Consider the following 17424-nt stretch of genomic DNA (forward strand, 5'->3'; position numbering starts at 1 on the left):
TGGCGAAACGCTTGTTCGCGACAGCCTTGCATCTCGCCTGCGGACAACCGCGATTGACGGATACAGCCTATGCCTTCTTTGGTGATGCGCCTTGATCATCACCGGCTTTGCTTGTTCACCCGGAGGGACGCATGAGCGAAACCGGTGCAACAGCAGGCCGTCAGAACACAACATCAGCATCCGCCAACAGTGGGGGCACCTCGTTTTCCGGGCGCCTCATGCAGCAGCTGCGCAGCAACCCGCTAGTTGCCCTGCTTATCGCCGCAGCGGCCAGTATTGCCGTTGTGGCAGCGCTGCTGATGTGGGCCAGCAGCCCCGACTATCGTGTGCTGTACAACAACCTGGAGGAAGCCGACGGCGGACGCATCATTTCCGAACTGGATAGCCGTAACATCCCCTACCGCTTCAGCAACAACGGGCAAGCAATCCTGGTGCCCGGTGAGAGGGTTGACGGTCTCCGCTTGAAGCTTGCCGAACAGGGCCTGCCCCGCGGTGGCAATGTGGGCCTGGAGCTGCTCGATGACCAGGCTTTTGGCATCAGCCAATTTGCCGAACAGGTCAACTACCAGCGCGGTCTGGAAGGCGAACTGGCACGTTCCATGGAAACACTTGGGCCGGTCGAGGATGTGCGCGTGCACCTGTCAATGGCCAAGCCCTCCGTTTTTATCCGCGACCGCGAACCGGCCAAGGCCTCGGTCGTGTTGACCCTTCTGCCCGGCCGCGTACTGGGCCAGGGTCAAGTCAGCGCCATAGTCCACATGGTATCCAGCAGCGTGCCTGAGCTTGCTGCCACGGATGTGACCGTGGTCAATCAGGATGGGCGCCTTCTGTCGGCCGACACCGGCCAGAACAACGACCTTGACGGTTCCCAGCTGGAATACATTACCGAGGTAGAGCACTCCTATCAGGAGCGTATCGAAAACATCCTGACACCGATTCTCGGGCAGGATAACGTCCGTGCCCAGGTGGCAGCTCAGATCGATTTTTCCCGCCGTGAGCAGACATCGGAAACCTACGGGCCCAACCAGCCGCCCAACGAAGCCGCCGTACGCAGCCGCCAGCTGAGCACGAAACTCAACGGCGACGACCCTCTGGCATCCGGCATTCCCGGCGCACTGAGCAACACCCCGCCGGGCACCGCTGCTTCACCGATCAACGCGCCGGACAGCGACGCGGAAGATGACGGTGCGGAAGACAACCAGGGCGGCGGCCAGAACAACCAGACCGACGATACCGAAGAAAACGCCGTCCGCAGCCTCGACCAGGACGATGTGGTCAACTACGAAGTGGATCGCAACGTCGAGCATGTCAAATATCGCCGTGGCAAGGTCCAGCGTCTGACCGCCGCCGTGGTGGTCGACTACCGCGATGAGATGAACGACGAAGGCGAATGGCAACAGGTCGCGCTGACCGATGACGAAATTCGCCAGGTCAAGGGTCTGGTTCGTCAGGCCATGGGCTTCTCGACGCCCCGCGGCGACGAGATCGAAGTCGTCAATACGCCCTTTGCCGAGCTGAAGGAACAGGAAGAAGAAGCCGTGCCGTGGTGGCAACGGCGCGAAGTTCTGGCGATGGCCGCCAGCCTCGGCCGCTATCTGCTCGTGGGCCTGGCGGTACTGCTGCTGTACCTGCTGATCCTGCGCCCGCTGATCAAGCGCTACACACAGCAGCCGGTCGCGGTTGCGTCACCCGGCTCGACGCTTAGCACCAGCATAGGCGACGATGAGGCAGAAGGTGACGAAGAAGAGGCGGAAGAGGACACGTACGAAGAGCCCAGCCGCAAACGCAAGCGCAAGACCTCGATGTACGAGCACAACTTGAATGATCTGCGCGAAATGTCACAGGAAGACCCGCGCATGGTCGCCATGATCATTCGCAGCTGGATGAATGCCAAATGAGCGCAATTGAATCAATGAGCGGCGCGCGTAAAAGCGCCATTCTGTTATTGGCCCTGGACGAAGACAGCGCTGCCGAAGTCTTCAAGCACATGGGATCCAACGAGGTGCAGGAAATCAGCTCGGAAATGACGCGCCTCGAGCAGATCTCGCATGAAGACATGAAGGCCGTTCTCGAAGCCTTCCAGAGTGAAACCGAAGACTTTGTGGCGCTCAACCTCAACTCCAGCGAGCACATTCGCTCGGTACTGACCAAGGCGCTGGGCAGCGATCGGGCCACCAGCCTGATTGAAGACATCCTCGAAACAACCAACGAGACTTCGGGGATCGACTCCCTCAATCTGATGGAAGCCTCGATGGTCTCCGAGCTGATTCGCGACGAGCACCCCCAGATCATCGCCACCATCCTGGTACACCTGGAGCGCCACCAGGCCGCCGATGTGCTGGAGCTCTTTGACGAAAAGCTGCGCAACGATGTGGTCTTGCGCGTTGCCACCTTCAGCGGCGTACAGCCAGCCGCACTGCAGGAACTCACCGAGGTACTCAGTAACATGCTGGAAGGCCAGAACCTCAAGCGCAGCAAGATGGGCGGTGTACGTACCGCTGCCGAGATTCTCAACCTGATGAACACGTCCCAGGAAGAAGTCGCCATCGAAACCGTGCGCTCTCACAGCGAAGATCTGGCCCAGAAGATCATCGACGAAATGTTCCTCTTCGAGAACCTGCTCGACCTCGACAACCGCGCTATTCAGATGGTCCTTCAGGAAATCGAGACCAACTCGCTGGTCGTGGCACTCAAGGGCGCAGAAGACGTGCTGGTGGACAAGTTCCTGCGCAACATGTCGCAGCGAGCTGCCGACCTGATTCAGGAAGACATGGAAGCTCGCGGCCCGATTCGCGTTTCCCAGGTCGAAACCGAGCAAAAGGCCATCCTTCAGGTTGTCCGTCGCCTGGCAGACGCGGGCGAGGTTGTGCTGACCGGCGGGGACGATGCCTATGTCTAGGCAGAACAGTCTTGACCGGCAGGACACCGACCATTCGGTGGCGGAATATGACCGTAACGGCAACTGGCAGCGCTGGCAGATGGAAGAGCTGCAGCAGCCTCGAGCTCCCGGCGCCCGACAGGGCCAGGCAGCGAAACAGAAGCAACGCGCGGCCGCCGCTCGCAAGGCGGCAGAGCAGGCGCGGCAGCGCGAAGCCGACAAGCGTCAGGCTCTCTACGACGACGTTCGTCGCCAAGCCGAGACCGATGGCTATCAGGCCGGTTTTGAGCGCGGACAGGAAGAAGGCCGGACACAGGGGCTGGAAGAAGGTCGCGACCAGGCCAAACAGGAGCTGGAAAAACAGATAGCTCAAACCGTGGCACCGCTTGAACCGCTCGCCCGGGAGTTTACCGACGCGCTGGAACGGCTGGACGACGAAGTCGCTCAAGACCTTGTCGAGCTCGCTCTGTCAACCGGCAAAAACCTCGCCGGGGAAGCGCTTGACGCCTCTCCCGAGCAGGTATTACAGGTTGTCCGGGATCTGTTACACACGGAGCCGCCCCTGATTGGTCAGCAACGCCTGTGGCTGCACCCTGACGATAATGAGCTTGTCGCTGCCAAACTCGGCGACGAACTTGCCGCCGCCGGCTGGAAGCTTCAGCCGGATAATCAGCTCCGGCGCGGCAGCTGCCGCGTGACCAGCGCCCAGGGCGACGTTGACGCCACTTTTGAAAGCCGCTGGCAGGCCATCAAGACACGCAGAACACCCAACGATACCGACACCCAACAATCGGGCCCGTAACCCGCCGAGTTCATGACGCACGTAGCCTCTTCCCACCAAACCCGCTGGCACAACGCCCTGCACCGGACCCGTCAACGGGTCGAGCGCCTGCCGCGCAACCGCATCAGCGGTCGTGTGGTGCGGGCGACGGGCATGGTGATTGAAGTTGTCGGGCTACGGGTCGCGGTCGGTAGCGGCTGCCATATCGAGCTGCCGGGAACCGACGGACACAGGCAGCGTCAGCAGGCTGAGGCCGAGGTCGTCGGCTTTGCCGGCGACAAGCTGTACCTCATGCCGCTGGAAGAAGTGTCGGGGCTGATGCCCGGCGCACGCGTCTCTCCACTGGGTGAAAATAGCGGCCATAGCGCACGACGCTTCCCGCTGGGTGACTCCCTGCTGGGCCGGGTAGTCGACGGTAACGGCGCCCCGCTGGATGCTCACGACGGCATCGAAGAAGCGCCCCGCGCCACCCTCAATACGGCACCGCTCAACCCGCTCTCGCGGGCACCGATCGACACCCAGATTGATGTTGGCATACGCGCCATCAATGCGCTGTTGAGCGTGGGCCGCGGCCAGCGCATGGGGCTTTTTGCAGGCTCCGGCGTGGGCAAGTCCGTGCTGCTGGGGATGATGGCACGCTATACCCGGGCGGACGTGATCGTCGTCGGCCTGATCGGCGAGCGCGGTCGCGAAGTTCAGGATTTCATCGATAACATCCTCGGTCCCGAAGGGCGCCGGCGCGCCGTGGTAGTCGCTGCGCCGGCGGATACCTCGCCGCTACAGCGCCTCCAGGGTGCCGCCTATGCCACACGGCTGGCGGAAAGCTTCCGCGATGAAGGCCGCAACGTGCTGCTGATCATGGACTCGCTGACCCGCTATGCCATGGCCCAGCGTGAAATCGCCCTGGCCATCGGTGAACCACCGGCAACCAAGGGGTATCCACCGTCCGTTTTTGCCAAGCTGCCGGGGCTGGTCGAGCGTGCCGGCAACGCGGAACGCGGCGGCGGCTCCATCACCGCCTTTTACACCGTCCTGACCGAAGGCGACGATCAGCAGGACCCGATTGCCGATTCCGCCCGGGCGATACTTGACGGCCATATTGTCCTTTCGCGTACGCTGGCCGAGGCTGGCCATTATCCGGCCATTGATATCGAAGCCTCCATCAGCCGCGCCATGACAGCCATTACCGGTGAAGCACAGCAGCGGCAGGCGCGGCGCTTCAAGCAGCTATTTTCCCGTTATCAGCGTAACCGCGACCTGATCAGCGTAGGCGCTTATACGCCCGGGCACGACCCCCAGCTTGACGAAGCGGTCAATCGCTTCCCCCAGCTGGAGCACTTTCTCCAGCAGAACATCGGTGAATGTGCGACGATAGAGGCATCGCAACAGGCCCTGGCCGGCGTGGCCGGTAAGCAGACGGCGGCGTCATCAGGAGGGCAAGGATGAGTCAATCACAGCTTGAAATGCTGACCGACCTGGCCCAGCGGGCACGCGACGAGGCAGGGCAGACGCTGGCTCAGGAACGCCAGTCGGCTCAGCAGACCGATGCCCGCATTCAGGCGTTATCGCGCTATCGCACCGAGTACAGCGAACGCTTTCAAACCGCTATGCGTGAAGGCATAGACCCTGCCAGCATGTATAATTATCAACGGTTTCTCGCATCGCTTGATGCCGCCCTGGAACGCGCCCGCCAGGCACTGGAAGAACAGCGCAAGCGCGTGGAAAAAAGTCAGGAAAACTGGCGCCAGCAACAGCGCAAGGTTTCTTCCTACGATACACTGACAGAACGCCGCCTGCGCGAAGAACAGAAACAGCAGAACCGTCAGGAACAAAAAAGCAACGACGAATTTGTCAACAGCCGTACGGCGCGCCGGTCTTCAGAAACGCCGCATTAAACGGCGACAAGGATGAGCCAATGAATATTGAAGCTTTGCTTGCGACCACCCAGTCCCAGGGTCAATCCACTTCCCGGGGCGCAGAAGGTAATGCCGGCTCTGCCCAGGCGGGTGGCTTTCTTCAAGCATTGGGGAAAGCCTCGAGCGCCACCAGCGATGGTGGCATCACTCACGCTCCGCTCACCTCATCCGCCGGCCCGTCATCCAGCGCCGAGCCAACACTGGAACGCATCACCCAGCAACTCAAGGAGCTGGGCTTAAGCGATGCTCAACTCGAAGATGCCGATATGCAGGCGCTGATGAAGGAAATCCGCCAACAGCCCGATATGGCGGAGGCTCTGCAGCAACTGATCGCATCACTGGGGCAGGAAAACGGCCAATTACCGTCGCTGAGCGGGGCCTTGTCCAATAACGCCGGTGAGTCCACCCCGCTGGACGAAATCGCTGATCGTATGAACCTGATGGCGGAATTTTCCGGTGACGCCGATACGACCTCCCAGTCGAAGCCGGCAGAATGGCGCCAGGCATTAAATGACCTTATGCAGGGCAATGACTCGCCGGATGAAGCGCTGGCCGGCCTGCTATCGGCCATGGTCCAGGCATCCGACACTTCAGCGCGGCCCTCAACCGGCACTCTGGCAACATCCGGCCAGGGCCAGGCATTAACCGGCAACGGGCTGAATGGTGCGCTGCTTGCCGCCCACAACGGCGCCTCACAGTCTGATGCTCAAAGCGCTACCACCGCGCGGCAGGCAGACCCTCAGGCCATTCTTCAGGCCCTGACGCCGGAGACCTCGCGCATTAATGTGTCTTCCGCTATCAATGTATCTCCCAGTATTGACGCATCGACCTCGTCAATAAGCGAAGATGCGCTACTTTCCGCGTTGACAGCCTCTCGTGGCAGTGCCAGTGCCCAGCAGCAGCCGGATGTCAGCGGCTCCATCGCTCACTCGCTTGCCGGGACGTCGGCCAACCCGACCGCCGGTACAGCCGCACCGGCTCAGGCCAGCATCAGCACACCGCTGAACAGCCCCGCCTGGCCGCAGCAGCTGGGCCAACAGCTGGCACAGTTCACCCACCGCGGCGGTGAACAACAGATACAGCTGCAAATACATCCGGAAAAACTCGGGCCGCTTTCCGTTTCACTGAAGGTCGGCGAGCACGGTGGCACCCAGGCGCACTTCCTGTCGGGCCATGCCCAGGTACGCCAGGTGGTTGAACAGGCCATCCCCCAGCTGCGCGACGCACTGGCCGATCAGGGAATCACCCTCGGCGATACGTCGGTAGGTGAACAACAGAGTCAGGGAGAGCCGTCATTTGCCGAGGGAGACTCCTCCGGTCAGCCAGCCGATAACGGTAGCGAAGCAGGCGGCGATATAACGGATCCTGAAGAGCGACCCGCCATAGCCGGAACCCTGGCCCTTGACGGTCGTGTGGATCTCTATGCCTGATACGCAATGACCCGGGTTGGTCACTCATGACATTAAGCTAAAAGATGGGCTCGCTTAGCGAGCCTGTTCATTTCATCAAGCGTTGGCACATTGGGCATAATGCCCTCACCCGCGCACGAAGCAAACAGGATACACAATGGCAGAATCAAGCGGCGGATCGAAAAAACTGCTTTGGCTCATGGTGATACTTGTGCTGCTCTCGTCCATGGGGGCAGCGGCGGCTATTTACATGGTCATGACTCAGGGCGGCGATAACAGCGGCAGCGCCGAAGCCCAGGAAGTGGCCAAACCCAAAGCCCCCATTTTTCTCGAAATCGAGCCGTTTACCGTCAACCTTACCGGCGACCGCAGCGGTTCCCGCCTGCTGTATACCGGCATTACGCTACGTACCGGCGACAAGCCCAGCAAAAAGACGCTTGCCCAGCACATGCCGCAGGTACGCAGTCGCTTGCTGACACTGCTATCCGACAAGCATGCCGACGAGCTAACCAGTCCGGAAGGCAAAAAACAGCTATCAAGAGATATCATCGCCAAATTGCAGGAACCACTGGCGGAAAACCAGCCTCCCGTGGATCTCCGCGAAGTGCTGTTCACCGAGTTTATCGTGCAATAATCCCGCTTACCCGGAGCCATCATGTCGCAGGACGACCTACTGTCCCAGGAAGAAATTGATGCTCTGCTGAAAGGGGTCAGCGGTGATGATGAACCCGCGCCATCCAACACTCAGCAGGGCGATGACGAGTCACGCATTCGTCCCTTTGATCCATCGACCCAGCATCGCGTCATTCGCGAGCGCCTGCATGCGCTGGACTTCATCAATGAACGCTTCGCGCGTTATTTTCGCACCGGGCTGTTCAACCTTATTCGCCGCAGTGCCGATATTACCGTTGAGTCCATGCAGTACCAGAGCTTCAGCGACTTCTCACGTAACGTGCCGGTACCTACCAACCTGAACCTGATTTCGATGAAACCCCTGCGCGGGTCGGCGCTGATTGTGTTTCCTCCCAACCTGGTTTTCATGGTGGTGGACAACCTCTTCGGCGGCGACGGACGCTTCGTGACCAAGTCGGACGGACGTGACTTCACCAATACCGAGCAACGCATCATCCAGCGCATGCTGAACCTCGCCATTGATGCTTACATGCAGGCTTGGAAGGTTGTCTATCCGCTGGATATCAACTTCCTGCGCTCCGAAGTTCAGTCAAAATTTGCCAATATTACCAATTCACCCAATGAAATCGTGGTGAACACCAAGTTCAACCTGGAAGTCGGTAACCTGGCCAGCAGCTTTCAAATATGCATGCCCTACGCCATGATAGAGCCGCTGCGTGACCTGCTCGCCAATCCGATCAACGACAGCAACCATGACCAGGACGGCTCATGGAACAAGCGTCTGGCTTCCGAACTCCGCCATCCTGAAGTGGATCTGGTCGCCGAGTTTGCTCACATCCCCAGCAAGATTGGCCAGATTATGGGGCTCAAGAAAGGCGATGTGCTGCCGGTCGATATCCCCGATACCGTCAGGGCCAACGTGGACGGTGTCCCGGTCATGGAATGCCGGTTCGGCAGCCAGAATGAGCAGCGCGCCCTGCGCGTACAGCGGATGTTTGATCATGCCGCCATGAACAACGTAGCGTCCAACGAGTCTTCCACCCGGTTGGAGCGACAGAAAGCCAAGGAACCCAAAGCATGACGGATCCCAACAACCCTGACGATCAGACACCGTCTGACGACCAGACACCTTCCGACGGCCACGACGCCGACAGCCAGCCGGAGGTGTCCGATGACGACTGGGCAGCCGCCATGGCTGAACAGGGCGTCAGTGATGACACCGATGCCGACGCAGCCTTCGATCAGGCGGCCTCGGCCCCCGAGGCGGCTTCTGCGGCTCCCGAACCCGATAGCGACGAAGACCCCTGGGCGGCGGCCATGGCCGAGCAGCAGGCTGCCGAAGAGCAGACCGAGGCAGCGGATACCGCGAGCGAAACAGAGAGTGCCCCCGAAGCCAAAGAGGCCAGCAGCGAGGTTTTCCCTCCGCTGTCCGGCGACCAGGCCGTGGGTACCTCGCGTGATCTTGAAATGATCATGGACATCCCGGTCAAGCTCACCGTCGAGCTGGGGCGCACCAAGCTGACCATCAAACAGCTGCTGGAGCTGGCGCAGGGCTCGGTGGTCGAGCTGGAAGGACTGGCCGGCGAACCCATGGATATCCTGATCAACGGCTACCTGATCGCCCAGGGGGAAGTGGTGGTCATTGAGGACAAGTACGGCATCCGTATTACTGAAATCATTACGCCGTCAGAACGCATCCACAAACTGAATCGATGAGCGCCGACACCGCTTCCAGCGATACCCTGAATAGCGTGGGCAGTAGTGACTCACTGCTGGGCATGGCGGCTCTGGGAAAAACCGCAGCAGCGCTTGCTCTGGTCATCGGCATTATCCTGCTGTGTACGCTGTTGCTCAAACGCTGGAACAAACGCCAGGCAAGACAGGGTTCCCACCTCCAGGTAATCGGCAGTACAGCCGTGGGCACACGTGAGCGCGTCGTGATTGTAGAAGTCGACGATACCTGGCTGGTGCTGGGCGTCGGAAGCGGTCGCGTCAATAAACTCCACGAGCGCCCGGCACCGGTGGCACCGCCAACCGATCAACCCCGGTCGGAAGGGGGCTTCCCCGCGCGCTTTGCCCAGGCGTTGCGCCAGCGCTACCAGTCGGCTGACGCAACCGACTCGGTACCCTACCGCTCCAATTCCGACGATACACTATGACGAACCGGGCGTTTTTGCTTTTCTCGCGCATGTCTCCCATCAATACGCCAATGATGGCGCTGATCCGACGTGCGGCCACCGCGGGACTGTTGCTGGCCGGGCTGGTGCTATCCACGGCGGCCGTGGCTCAGTCCATTCCCGGCCTTGAAACCCAGCCGCTGGATAACGGCGGCCAGGAATGGTCGCTATCGCTGAAGACCATGCTGTTCCTCAGCTCGCTGGCCTTTCTCCCGGCGATGCTGCTCATGATGACCAGCTTCACGCGTATCATCATTGTCCTCAGTCTGCTGCGAACGGCGATGGGCACGCAGGCAACGCCGCCCAACCAGGTCATGCTCGGCGTAGCCCTGTTTCTCACCTTTTTCATCATGGCGCCGGTACTCGACCAGGTCTATAACACTGCCTGGGTGCCTCTGACCGAAGATAAAATCAACATGGAAGAATTCCTGCGTCTGGCACAGGAACCGTTCCGTGAGTTCATGCTGGCGCAAACCCGCGAACCGGCGATCTCCCTGTTTGCTCGGCTGGCGGACATAGGCCCGCTGCAAAGTCCGGACGATTTGCCCATGCGTATTTTGCTGCCGTCGTTTGTGACCAGTGAGCTGAAAACCGCTTTCCAGATCGGTTTTACGATTTTTATTCCATTTTTGATTATTGACCTGGTCGTGGCCAGTACACTGATGGCGCTGGGTATGATGATGGTGCCACCGATTACCATCTCACTGCCGTTCAAACTCATGTTGTTTGTACTGGTAGATGGCTGGCAGCTGATCATTGGCTCAATGGCCGAAAGTTTTTACATGTAGCACGCCGCCATTTTTCCGCTGCTGCTACCTTGATGCTTCAGGAGGGCTTGCCATGACCCCGGAAATGGTAATGAGCATTGCGTACCAGGGCATGCGTGTCACCCTGTCCCTGGCCGGGCCCATACTGCTGTCCGCCTTGACCACGGGGCTGCTGATCAGCCTGATTCAGGCCGCCACACAGATCAACGAAATGACGCTGACATTCATCCCCAAGATTCTCGCCGTGTTCACCGTCCTCGTGCTGGCGGGCCCCTGGCTGTTGAAAATCATCACCGACTTTACCGAGCGCCTGTTTACCAGTATTCCCGGCATGGTGATGTAGCGCGTGATCGAAGTCACCTTTGCACAGCTGCAAGGTTGGCTTGTGGCGTTCCTCTGGCCGTTTGCGCGCATTACCGCGTTTATGGCAATGGCGCCGCTCTGGGGGCACTCAAGCGTTCCCAATCGGGTCAAGGTCGGGCTCGCCGGGGTGATCAGCATCATTATCGCGCCGGTACTGCCTGCTATGCCGGAAGCGCCGATCATGTCCTGGGCCAGCGTTGGCATCATTATCGAACAGATTGTGGTGGGCCTGGCGTTTGGCTTTGTCATGCGGATTATCTTCGCCGTTGTTCAAGCCTCGGGCGAATTTATCGGCCTGCAAATGGGGCTGGCGTTTGCCAGCTTTTTTGACGCGGCAAGCGGCACCAACATCATGGTGCTGTCGCGCATTCTGTACATGATCACATTGCTGATGTTTGTTGCGCTCAACGGCCATTTGATGGTGCTGGAAACCCTGGTCATGAGCTTTCAGACGCTGCCCATCGGCATGGACATGCTCAATGCCAACGCGTTTGAAATACTTGCCCGCTACGCCGGTACGGTATTTGCCTCCGGGATGCTGCTCGCCCTGCCGCTGGTCGGCTCGCTGCTGATCATCAACCTGGCACTGGGTATTCTCAATCGTTCCGCCCCCCAGCTGACGGTATTCAATATCGGCTTTCCCTCCTCGCTGACAGTGGGTATGACGCTCTTCATGGTGTTGATGACACACCTGGGCGACTTTCTGGAGCGTTTGTTCAGCCAGGGGCTGGAGTTCATGCAGGGCCTGATCGAGCTGCTCGCCCAGGTCAACTGAACCCGCTTCGTCCTGTAGGTGGCCAACAAAAACCCCGGCCATAAGCCGGGGCGCATCAGTCCATAAGTGCGGATTTATAAGTGCATCATGCAGGGATCAGCGCAACTGTTTGATCGCGCAGAGCTGCTAGCGCAGATAGTCAAACAGCGAGCTGCCCTTGATGTTTGCAAACGCCTGCTGAGAGGCCTGCATACCGACCTGACGCAGGCTGTATTCGGAAATCGCATCGACGAAGTCCAGATCGACCAGATCGGATAGCGTCTTGTCGTAGTTCTGCATACGGTTGGCGCCTACGCCATCGACAACGTCCAGCTCGTTGAGCCGTGCCCCGGCGGAGGCCCGTACGGTCAGCGCGTTATCCAGGGCGTTATCCAAATCACGCATGGAGGTTTTCATGGTGTTATGGAAAGCAGCCTCGTCGCTCTTGTCTTCGTTGGGGCTATCCAGCGCAGCGATGGCCTTTTCCATGGTGCCAAAGAGGTTGGCAGGATGCTCCTCGCTACCGGCCTGAGCCACTGTGATTTTATCCGGCTCGCTCTTTGTATCATTGGTACCACCCAACTTGGGCTCACCTTCCAGCGTGATACTTAAACCGCCAAACTCCAGCCGCTGCCCGCCTTCCTGATTGCCTTCATAATCTTCTTCATCCACCGGCGTACTATTATCAGTAAGATTTACGACGGTTACCTTCGTGTCGCCGCCTGATGACTCGCTGAATCTGATCTCGAAATCATCACCGTGACTATCGGCATTGACGTCTGTTACCTGAGGTCCGCTAAACGTGACAGTGCCTGTATTAACAGGCTTGTTATCATCATCCCTCGGTGTCTCGGCCACGTAGCCTGCACTGCTGGGGACGCTCTGAAATATGGACTCACCGTTTTCCGTGACCGGCATTTCACGCGAGGCATCAATACGCTGCTCTCTAGCACTGCTATCGCCGTTATACTCCACGTTGCCGTTGGCATTCTTGCTGAACGGTGGCGCATCGTCGGCGTAGCCGCCGAACAGATAGCGCCCGGTACCGTCGGTGGCGTTGGCCTGACCCAGCATGGTTTCGTAAATGCCTTTCATATCGCTGGCGATGGACTCCCGGTCTACATCGCTCAACGTATCGCTTGAGGCCTGTATCAGCAGCGTTTTGGCGCTGGTCACCGAGTCGCTCACGCTATTCAGAATGCTTTCGGTCTGGGACAGCGAGTTGCGCGCCGATACACGAGCATCGGCGTACTGCTGCGTCACTGCCTTGGACTGATCCACACCGACCGCGCGCGAAGCATCTTGGGGGTCATCAGACGGATTCACCACCCGCCGACCGCTGGCCATCTGCTCGTTGATCTTCATGAACTCTGCCTGCTGCCGGTTAATCGACGCAGCGCTTTGTTCATACATGGTGACGGAACTGATACGCATGACGTGAAACTCCCGGTTATCAGCGCAGGTTGAGGATGGTATCCAGCACCGTGGACGCCGTGTTGATCACCTTGGCGTTGGCCTGGTAATACTGCTGATACTGAATGAGGTTGGCCGCTTCTTCATCGAAGTTGACGCCGGACTCCGACTGCTGCACCGCTTCCAGCTGATCGGTCAGTCCCTGACGGGCTTCAAGATTGACCTCGGTGATATTGGTACGGTTGCCCACATCGCTGACCATCGAGCCATACGCCCCGCTCAGCGTAGCGCTTCCACCGACAATATCCTCGCTTTGCAGTTTCTGCATCGCCAGGGCGTTGCGGTTATCGCCGGACGATGCATCCCCTTCCTGCAGCTTAAGCGTCGAGTCCGATACCGAATCAAGCGTAAGGCTAATGCCGCCGATAGTGATTTCATCACCGGCTGACAAAGTAGCAGCGCTGGCACTTGCACCGGTGCCGTCTTGTACGACACCACTACCATCTACATCGCGCTTTTCACCGTTGACCATGATGGTCGAACCACTGAAGTTACCGAGTGACAGTTTCCCATTGTCGTCTAATTCCAGTTCAAGCGGGTCATCAGGACTGGCCAAGTTGGCAAATGCACCTTCGCCGCTCACTTTAACGTTGCTGACGTCTATCTTATCGCTATTGCCCATTTTGCTTTGTTCGATTTCGAAGCTACCTGCGGCAATCTTATCCAGATCGCCGATGGCAGTATCCATTCCGGATGCAGCTTGGCGGACGGGCTGAATCTCGAAGCTGTCCCCCTCGGAAAGGTTAGCGTTATCAAACGACAATTTTACGCCACCAAAATTCAGCGTCTCGTTGTCGTAGCTAACATCGTCTGCTTTGACCACCTCGCCGGTATCTTTACGCACGACTTCAAAATCGCCCTTTCCATTAGGTCCGCTGCCACCATTATTATTAGTAACGGTCACGGTATAGTCAGTCGCCTTGAGCTGACCGATCTTATCGCTATCAAACTCCACGGACGTCAGCAGGTCACTGTCGCTATTACTCGCATTTCCATAGCCTTCTGGAGAGCGCACCTCGAAGAAATCTTTGCCCTGCTCGCCGTTCAGATCCACCCCCTGTTGATGCTGTTCGTTGAACTTCATCGATAGCGACACCGCCAGCTGGCCGATCTGGTTTTGCGTTTTATCCAGCGTTTCCGCGCGGAATGACATCAGCCCGCCGAGCGAGCCGCCCTGAATGGTATCTTCCGCAAGCTCGACCGTATTACCACCACCGTCTTCATAGCCCACCACGATGCGCTGGGGATCGGCATCGGATTTCACGGCCTCGAGCTTGAACGAGTCGGTACCGGTCACCAGCGGCTGACCGTTGGGCAAGCTGACCTGGTATGTCTTGCCGTCCTGGATATTCAGGCGCGAATCCATCCTCTCATTGAGGTTCGAGACCAGCTCGTCGCGCTGGTTGAGCAGGCTGTTGGGGGCTTCTCCGTTGCGTGCACGCGCCAGCGAAATTTCGCGGTTGGAATCGGCAATCTGCTGAGTGATGTTGTTGACTTGGGTAACTTCGTCTTCAATTTGGCCGTTGATGTTGCTCTGCATGTCCTGCAGGTAGCTGTCGAAAGAGCGGAACTGCGCCCCAAGGGTATCCGCAGTGCCTTTTAAGCCTTGGCGCGAGGCCGGGTCGGAGGGGGAACTGGCCAGATCTTCAATGGAGGAAAAAAAATCCTGCATCAACGGCGCCAGACCGGCATCTCGATCAGCCAAGAGGTCATCAATCTGTGAAATCTGGCCGTTATAGGTTTCCAGTGCGCTGGATTCGGTTTTGGCACTGTTCAACTGAGTAGCGACGTACTGGTTGAACTGGCGTTCGATACCGTCAACCTGAACGCCCGACGTCCCCGCCGAGCCCTCACCCAGCTGGGTGATCTCGCGGTTAAACCCCGGCGTAAACACGTTGCTGATGTTGTTACTGGTGGTGTTGAGGGCGTTCTGCGCCGCGTTGAGGCCGCTTAGCCCGGTAGAAAACATGCTCATGGTGTCATCCTTTAAGCCGATAGCTATATCAATCGGCACTGCGCAGAAAAACTTGAATAATTCCCCGCCTCCGGCTTGGAGCCGCAGACCCGACCAACCGCCACAGCAACCGTGTTAGCGCGCCTTTGCCAGTGTATCGGCGGCGGGGTCTTCCATACTGTCCATAACGTCAATCAGTTTGGCGGCATAGCGTGGGTCGGTGGCATAGCCGCCCTGCTGTAGCGCTACGGCCGCACGACGGGCGTCAGGGGCATTGACGACGCCCGAGTAGCGCGGGTTATTGCCGACCAGATTGCCATAGTCGGTCAGCGCGTGTTCGAAGGAATCATAAACACGGAAGCTGTCCACTTTTTCGATACGCCGACCGTCAATATATTCGTGCGTGGTAACGTCGGTTGTCTCGCCCTGCCAGCGGCTTCCCGCCTTGATGCCGAACAGGTTATGGCTGTTGCGCCCATCATCGGTAGCGATTTCATGGCGCCCCCAGCCGGTTTCCAGTGCGGCCTGGGCCAGAATAAGCCGAGAGGGCACGCCGGTTGTATCGCTGGCCGCTGTGGCCGGGGCTTCCAACGCCTGCATGAACTGCTGTACGTGAGCCGGTGAGGAGGGGTCTGCCGGTATCCGGGACGTTTCACGCTCTTCCGGCGTCTGCCGCACTGCCTCCAGCTCATTGAAGAAGGTATTACCTGCGCTACCGGCAGGGCCTGATCCGTTTGGCACCGGCCGATCACTGGCTTGCACCGTGGAGAGGGAACCATCCAGCTCACGGGGCGTGCCGTGCGGAATACCCGCAATCAGCGATGAATCGCTCGCCGAACCGCTCTCCGTTCCTGCGTCGGAGCTACTCGGCCCCAGGGCCCCGCGCTTCTCGAGCTGGTCGACCAGCGCATCTGCAAGCCCGACCCCACGCGACGCCACGACCTGTGACCATTGCTTATCCATCATCGACTGATACGAATCCAACGCCTTGCTGTCCATCAAGCCGGAATCGGGAATCGTCTCGCGCATGCTCTTGACCATCATCTGTACGAACATGGCTTCAAACTGCTGTGCGGCGCCTTTAACACCTTCTTTGGGATCCGTGCGTGCGGTGTGCTGCATGCGCTGAAAACCCTGCATATCCAACGCGAACTGGTCGGTCATGTCATGGTTGATACTCATCAAATCACCTCCAGCTCGGCGCGCAGCGAGCCGGATGCCTTGAGGGCTTCCAGAATGGACATGAGATCCTGGGGCGTTGCGCCCAACTCGTTCAGCGCATTGACGACCTTCTCCAGATCCGCCCCTTCCACCGTTTGCAGATAGGCTTCCTGCTGCTCGATATTGATATCAGAGTCCTGCACCACGGTTGTTTCACCGTCGCCCAGAGCGTTGGGCTGGCTCACACCGAACTGCGAATCGATCATGATGGACAGGTTGCCGTGTGCCACCGCGGCCTTGCGCAGGGTGACGCCATTGTTCATGACCACCGAGCCGGTCCGGGAATTGATCACAACGCGAGCCGGCGCCCGGGTCGGCGTTACATCGACTCTTTCCACCCGCGCCATAAAGCTGACGCGAGCGTTATCATTGGCCGGACCATCCAGCGCGATCACACCGCCATTGCGCGCATAGGCCACACCGCGACCGAATTCGTTGTTGATCGCCGTCACCATACGCTGGGCAGTGCCGAAATCCGCCTCGTCCAGCTGCAGTTCCAGGGTGCCGCCGTTGGCGCCCAGATTCAGCGGGACTTCCTGTTCCACCAGGGCCCCGTTGGGAATACGACCCGACGCCTGCTGATTGATCTGCACGCTACTGCCGCCGGCTTCAGCGCCGGCGCCACCTACCAGCATATTGCCCTGCGCCATGGCATAGGTATCGCCGTTGGCACCTTTCAGCGGCGTCATCAATAGAGTGCCGCCGCGCAGGCTGCGCGCATTGGCGACCGACGAGACAACGATATCCAGCCGCTGGCCGGAGCTCGCAAACGGCGGCAAGTCGGCGGTCACCATCACCGCCGCCACGTTACGCAGCTGCAGGTTGGTGCCTTCCGGAATACTGACGCCCAGCTGCGACAGCATGTTCGCCAGGCTTTGGCTGGTAAACGGCGCCTGAGTCGTCTGGTCACCGCTGCCGTCGAGCCCGACGACCAGGCCATAGCCGGTCAGCTGGTTGTCGCGCACGCCGGCAAAGGTCGCCAGCTCGCGGATGCGCTCGGCCTGTGCGGCCGGCGTCCAGCTCAACGCAAGCACCGTCGTCAGCATCAGTGCCAACGCCATGAGCCGCGACAGCCACCTGGTCGGCCGATGCAGTCCG

17 protein-coding genes are annotated in these 17424 nt (G+C 59.2%); 13 read left to right on the forward strand and 4 right to left on the reverse strand.

The annotated features are described in order from the left end of the window. Positions 1–131: 131 nt before the first annotated feature. The 13 genes from fliF to fliR all read left to right on the forward strand — a co-directional run bounded on the left by fliF (position 132) and on the right by fliR (position 11699). Entirely contained in the window at positions 132–1898 is a 1767-nt protein-coding gene (gene fliF, locus C793_RS0100845) for a flagellar basal-body MS-ring/collar protein FliF (protein ID WP_026106025.1), read from the forward strand. Next, complete coding sequence (gene fliG / locus C793_RS0100850; protein ID WP_040475190.1) at positions 1895–2899, forward strand: flagellar motor switch protein FliG; 1005 nt, start codon at positions 1895–1897, stop codon at positions 2897–2899. The genes fliF and fliG overlap by 4 nt, the downstream gene beginning before the upstream one ends. Next, positions 2892–3680, forward strand: coding sequence for a flagellar assembly protein FliH (locus C793_RS0100855; protein ID WP_017429050.1), 789 nt, complete (start codon positions 2892–2894; stop codon positions 3678–3680). Before fliG ends, C793_RS0100855 begins: the two co-directional genes overlap by 8 nt. Positions 3681–3692: 12 nt before the next feature. After that, on the forward strand, positions 3693–5105 hold the full coding sequence (gene fliI / locus C793_RS0100860; RefSeq protein ID WP_017429051.1) for a flagellar protein export ATPase FliI: 1413 nt from the start codon (positions 3693–3695) through the stop codon (positions 5103–5105). Then, on the forward strand, positions 5102–5554 hold the full coding sequence (gene fliJ / locus C793_RS0100865; RefSeq protein WP_017429052.1) for a flagellar export protein FliJ: 453 nt from the start codon (positions 5102–5104) through the stop codon (positions 5552–5554). The genes fliI and fliJ overlap by 4 nt, the downstream gene beginning before the upstream one ends. 20 nt (positions 5555–5574) lie before the next feature. Further along, positions 5575–7005, forward strand: a complete 1431-nt coding sequence (locus tag C793_RS14025) for a flagellar hook-length control protein FliK (RefSeq protein ID WP_017429053.1) — start codon at positions 5575–5577, stop codon at positions 7003–7005. Between the two features lie 136 nt (positions 7006–7141). Continuing rightward, positions 7142–7618 (forward strand): flagellar basal body-associated protein FliL, encoded by a 477-nt coding sequence (gene fliL, locus C793_RS0100875; RefSeq protein WP_017429054.1) that lies wholly within the window; start codon positions 7142–7144, stop codon positions 7616–7618. Between the two features lie 21 nt (positions 7619–7639). Further along, the gene (gene fliM, locus C793_RS0100880) at positions 7640–8698 is read left to right on the forward strand and encodes a flagellar motor switch protein FliM (protein WP_017429055.1); all 1059 of its coding nucleotides are present in this window, start codon (positions 7640–7642) and stop codon (positions 8696–8698) included. After that, positions 8695–9333 (forward strand): flagellar motor switch protein FliN, encoded by a 639-nt coding sequence (gene fliN, locus C793_RS0100885; protein WP_017429056.1) that lies wholly within the window; start codon positions 8695–8697, stop codon positions 9331–9333. Before fliM ends, fliN begins: the two co-directional genes overlap by 4 nt. Continuing rightward, the gene (gene fliO / locus C793_RS0100890) at positions 9330–9776 is read left to right on the forward strand and encodes a flagellar biosynthetic protein FliO (protein ID WP_017429057.1); all 447 of its coding nucleotides are present in this window, start codon (positions 9330–9332) and stop codon (positions 9774–9776) included. The genes fliN and fliO overlap by 4 nt, the downstream gene beginning before the upstream one ends. Further along, positions 9773–10582: a flagellar type III secretion system pore protein FliP gene (fliP, locus tag C793_RS0100895; RefSeq protein ID WP_017429058.1), complete on the forward strand. Its 810-nt coding sequence runs from the start codon at positions 9773–9775 to the stop codon at positions 10580–10582. Before fliO ends, fliP begins: the two co-directional genes overlap by 4 nt. Before the next feature lie 52 nt (positions 10583–10634). Continuing rightward, a complete protein-coding gene (fliQ, locus tag C793_RS0100900) occupies positions 10635–10904 on the forward strand; it encodes a flagellar biosynthesis protein FliQ (protein WP_017429059.1) in 270 nt (89 codons plus the stop codon). Positions 10905–10907: 3 nt separating this feature from the next. Next, the gene (gene fliR, locus C793_RS0100905) at positions 10908–11699 is read left to right on the forward strand and encodes a flagellar biosynthetic protein FliR (RefSeq protein ID WP_017429060.1); all 792 of its coding nucleotides are present in this window, start codon (positions 10908–10910) and stop codon (positions 11697–11699) included. 126 nt (positions 11700–11825) lie between these two features. On the opposite strand, the gene flgL is transcribed toward fliR, so the two are convergent. From flgL to C793_RS0100925, 4 genes are all read right to left on the reverse strand, one after another. Then, positions 11826–13112, reverse strand: coding sequence for a flagellar hook-associated protein FlgL (gene flgL / locus C793_RS0100910; protein WP_017429061.1), 1287 nt, complete (start codon positions 13110–13112; stop codon positions 11826–11828). 19 nt (positions 13113–13131) lie between these two features. Beyond that, positions 13132–15126: a flagellar hook-associated protein FlgK gene (flgK, locus tag C793_RS0100915; protein WP_017429062.1), complete on the reverse strand. Its 1995-nt coding sequence runs from the start codon at positions 15124–15126 to the stop codon at positions 13132–13134. 114 nt (positions 15127–15240) lie between these two features. Next, positions 15241–16287, reverse strand: a complete 1047-nt coding sequence (flgJ, locus tag C793_RS0100920) for a flagellar assembly peptidoglycan hydrolase FlgJ (RefSeq protein ID WP_017429063.1) — start codon at positions 16285–16287, stop codon at positions 15241–15243. After that, positions 16287–17387, reverse strand: a complete 1101-nt coding sequence (locus tag C793_RS0100925) for a flagellar basal body P-ring protein FlgI (RefSeq protein ID WP_017429064.1) — start codon at positions 17385–17387, stop codon at positions 16287–16289. Before C793_RS0100925 ends, flgJ begins: the two co-directional genes overlap by 1 nt. Positions 17388–17424: the final 37 nt, after the last annotated feature.

Source organism: Vreelandella jeotgali Hwa, assembly GCF_000334215.1.
Lineage (GTDB): Bacteria > Pseudomonadota > Gammaproteobacteria > Pseudomonadales > Halomonadaceae > Vreelandella > Vreelandella jeotgali.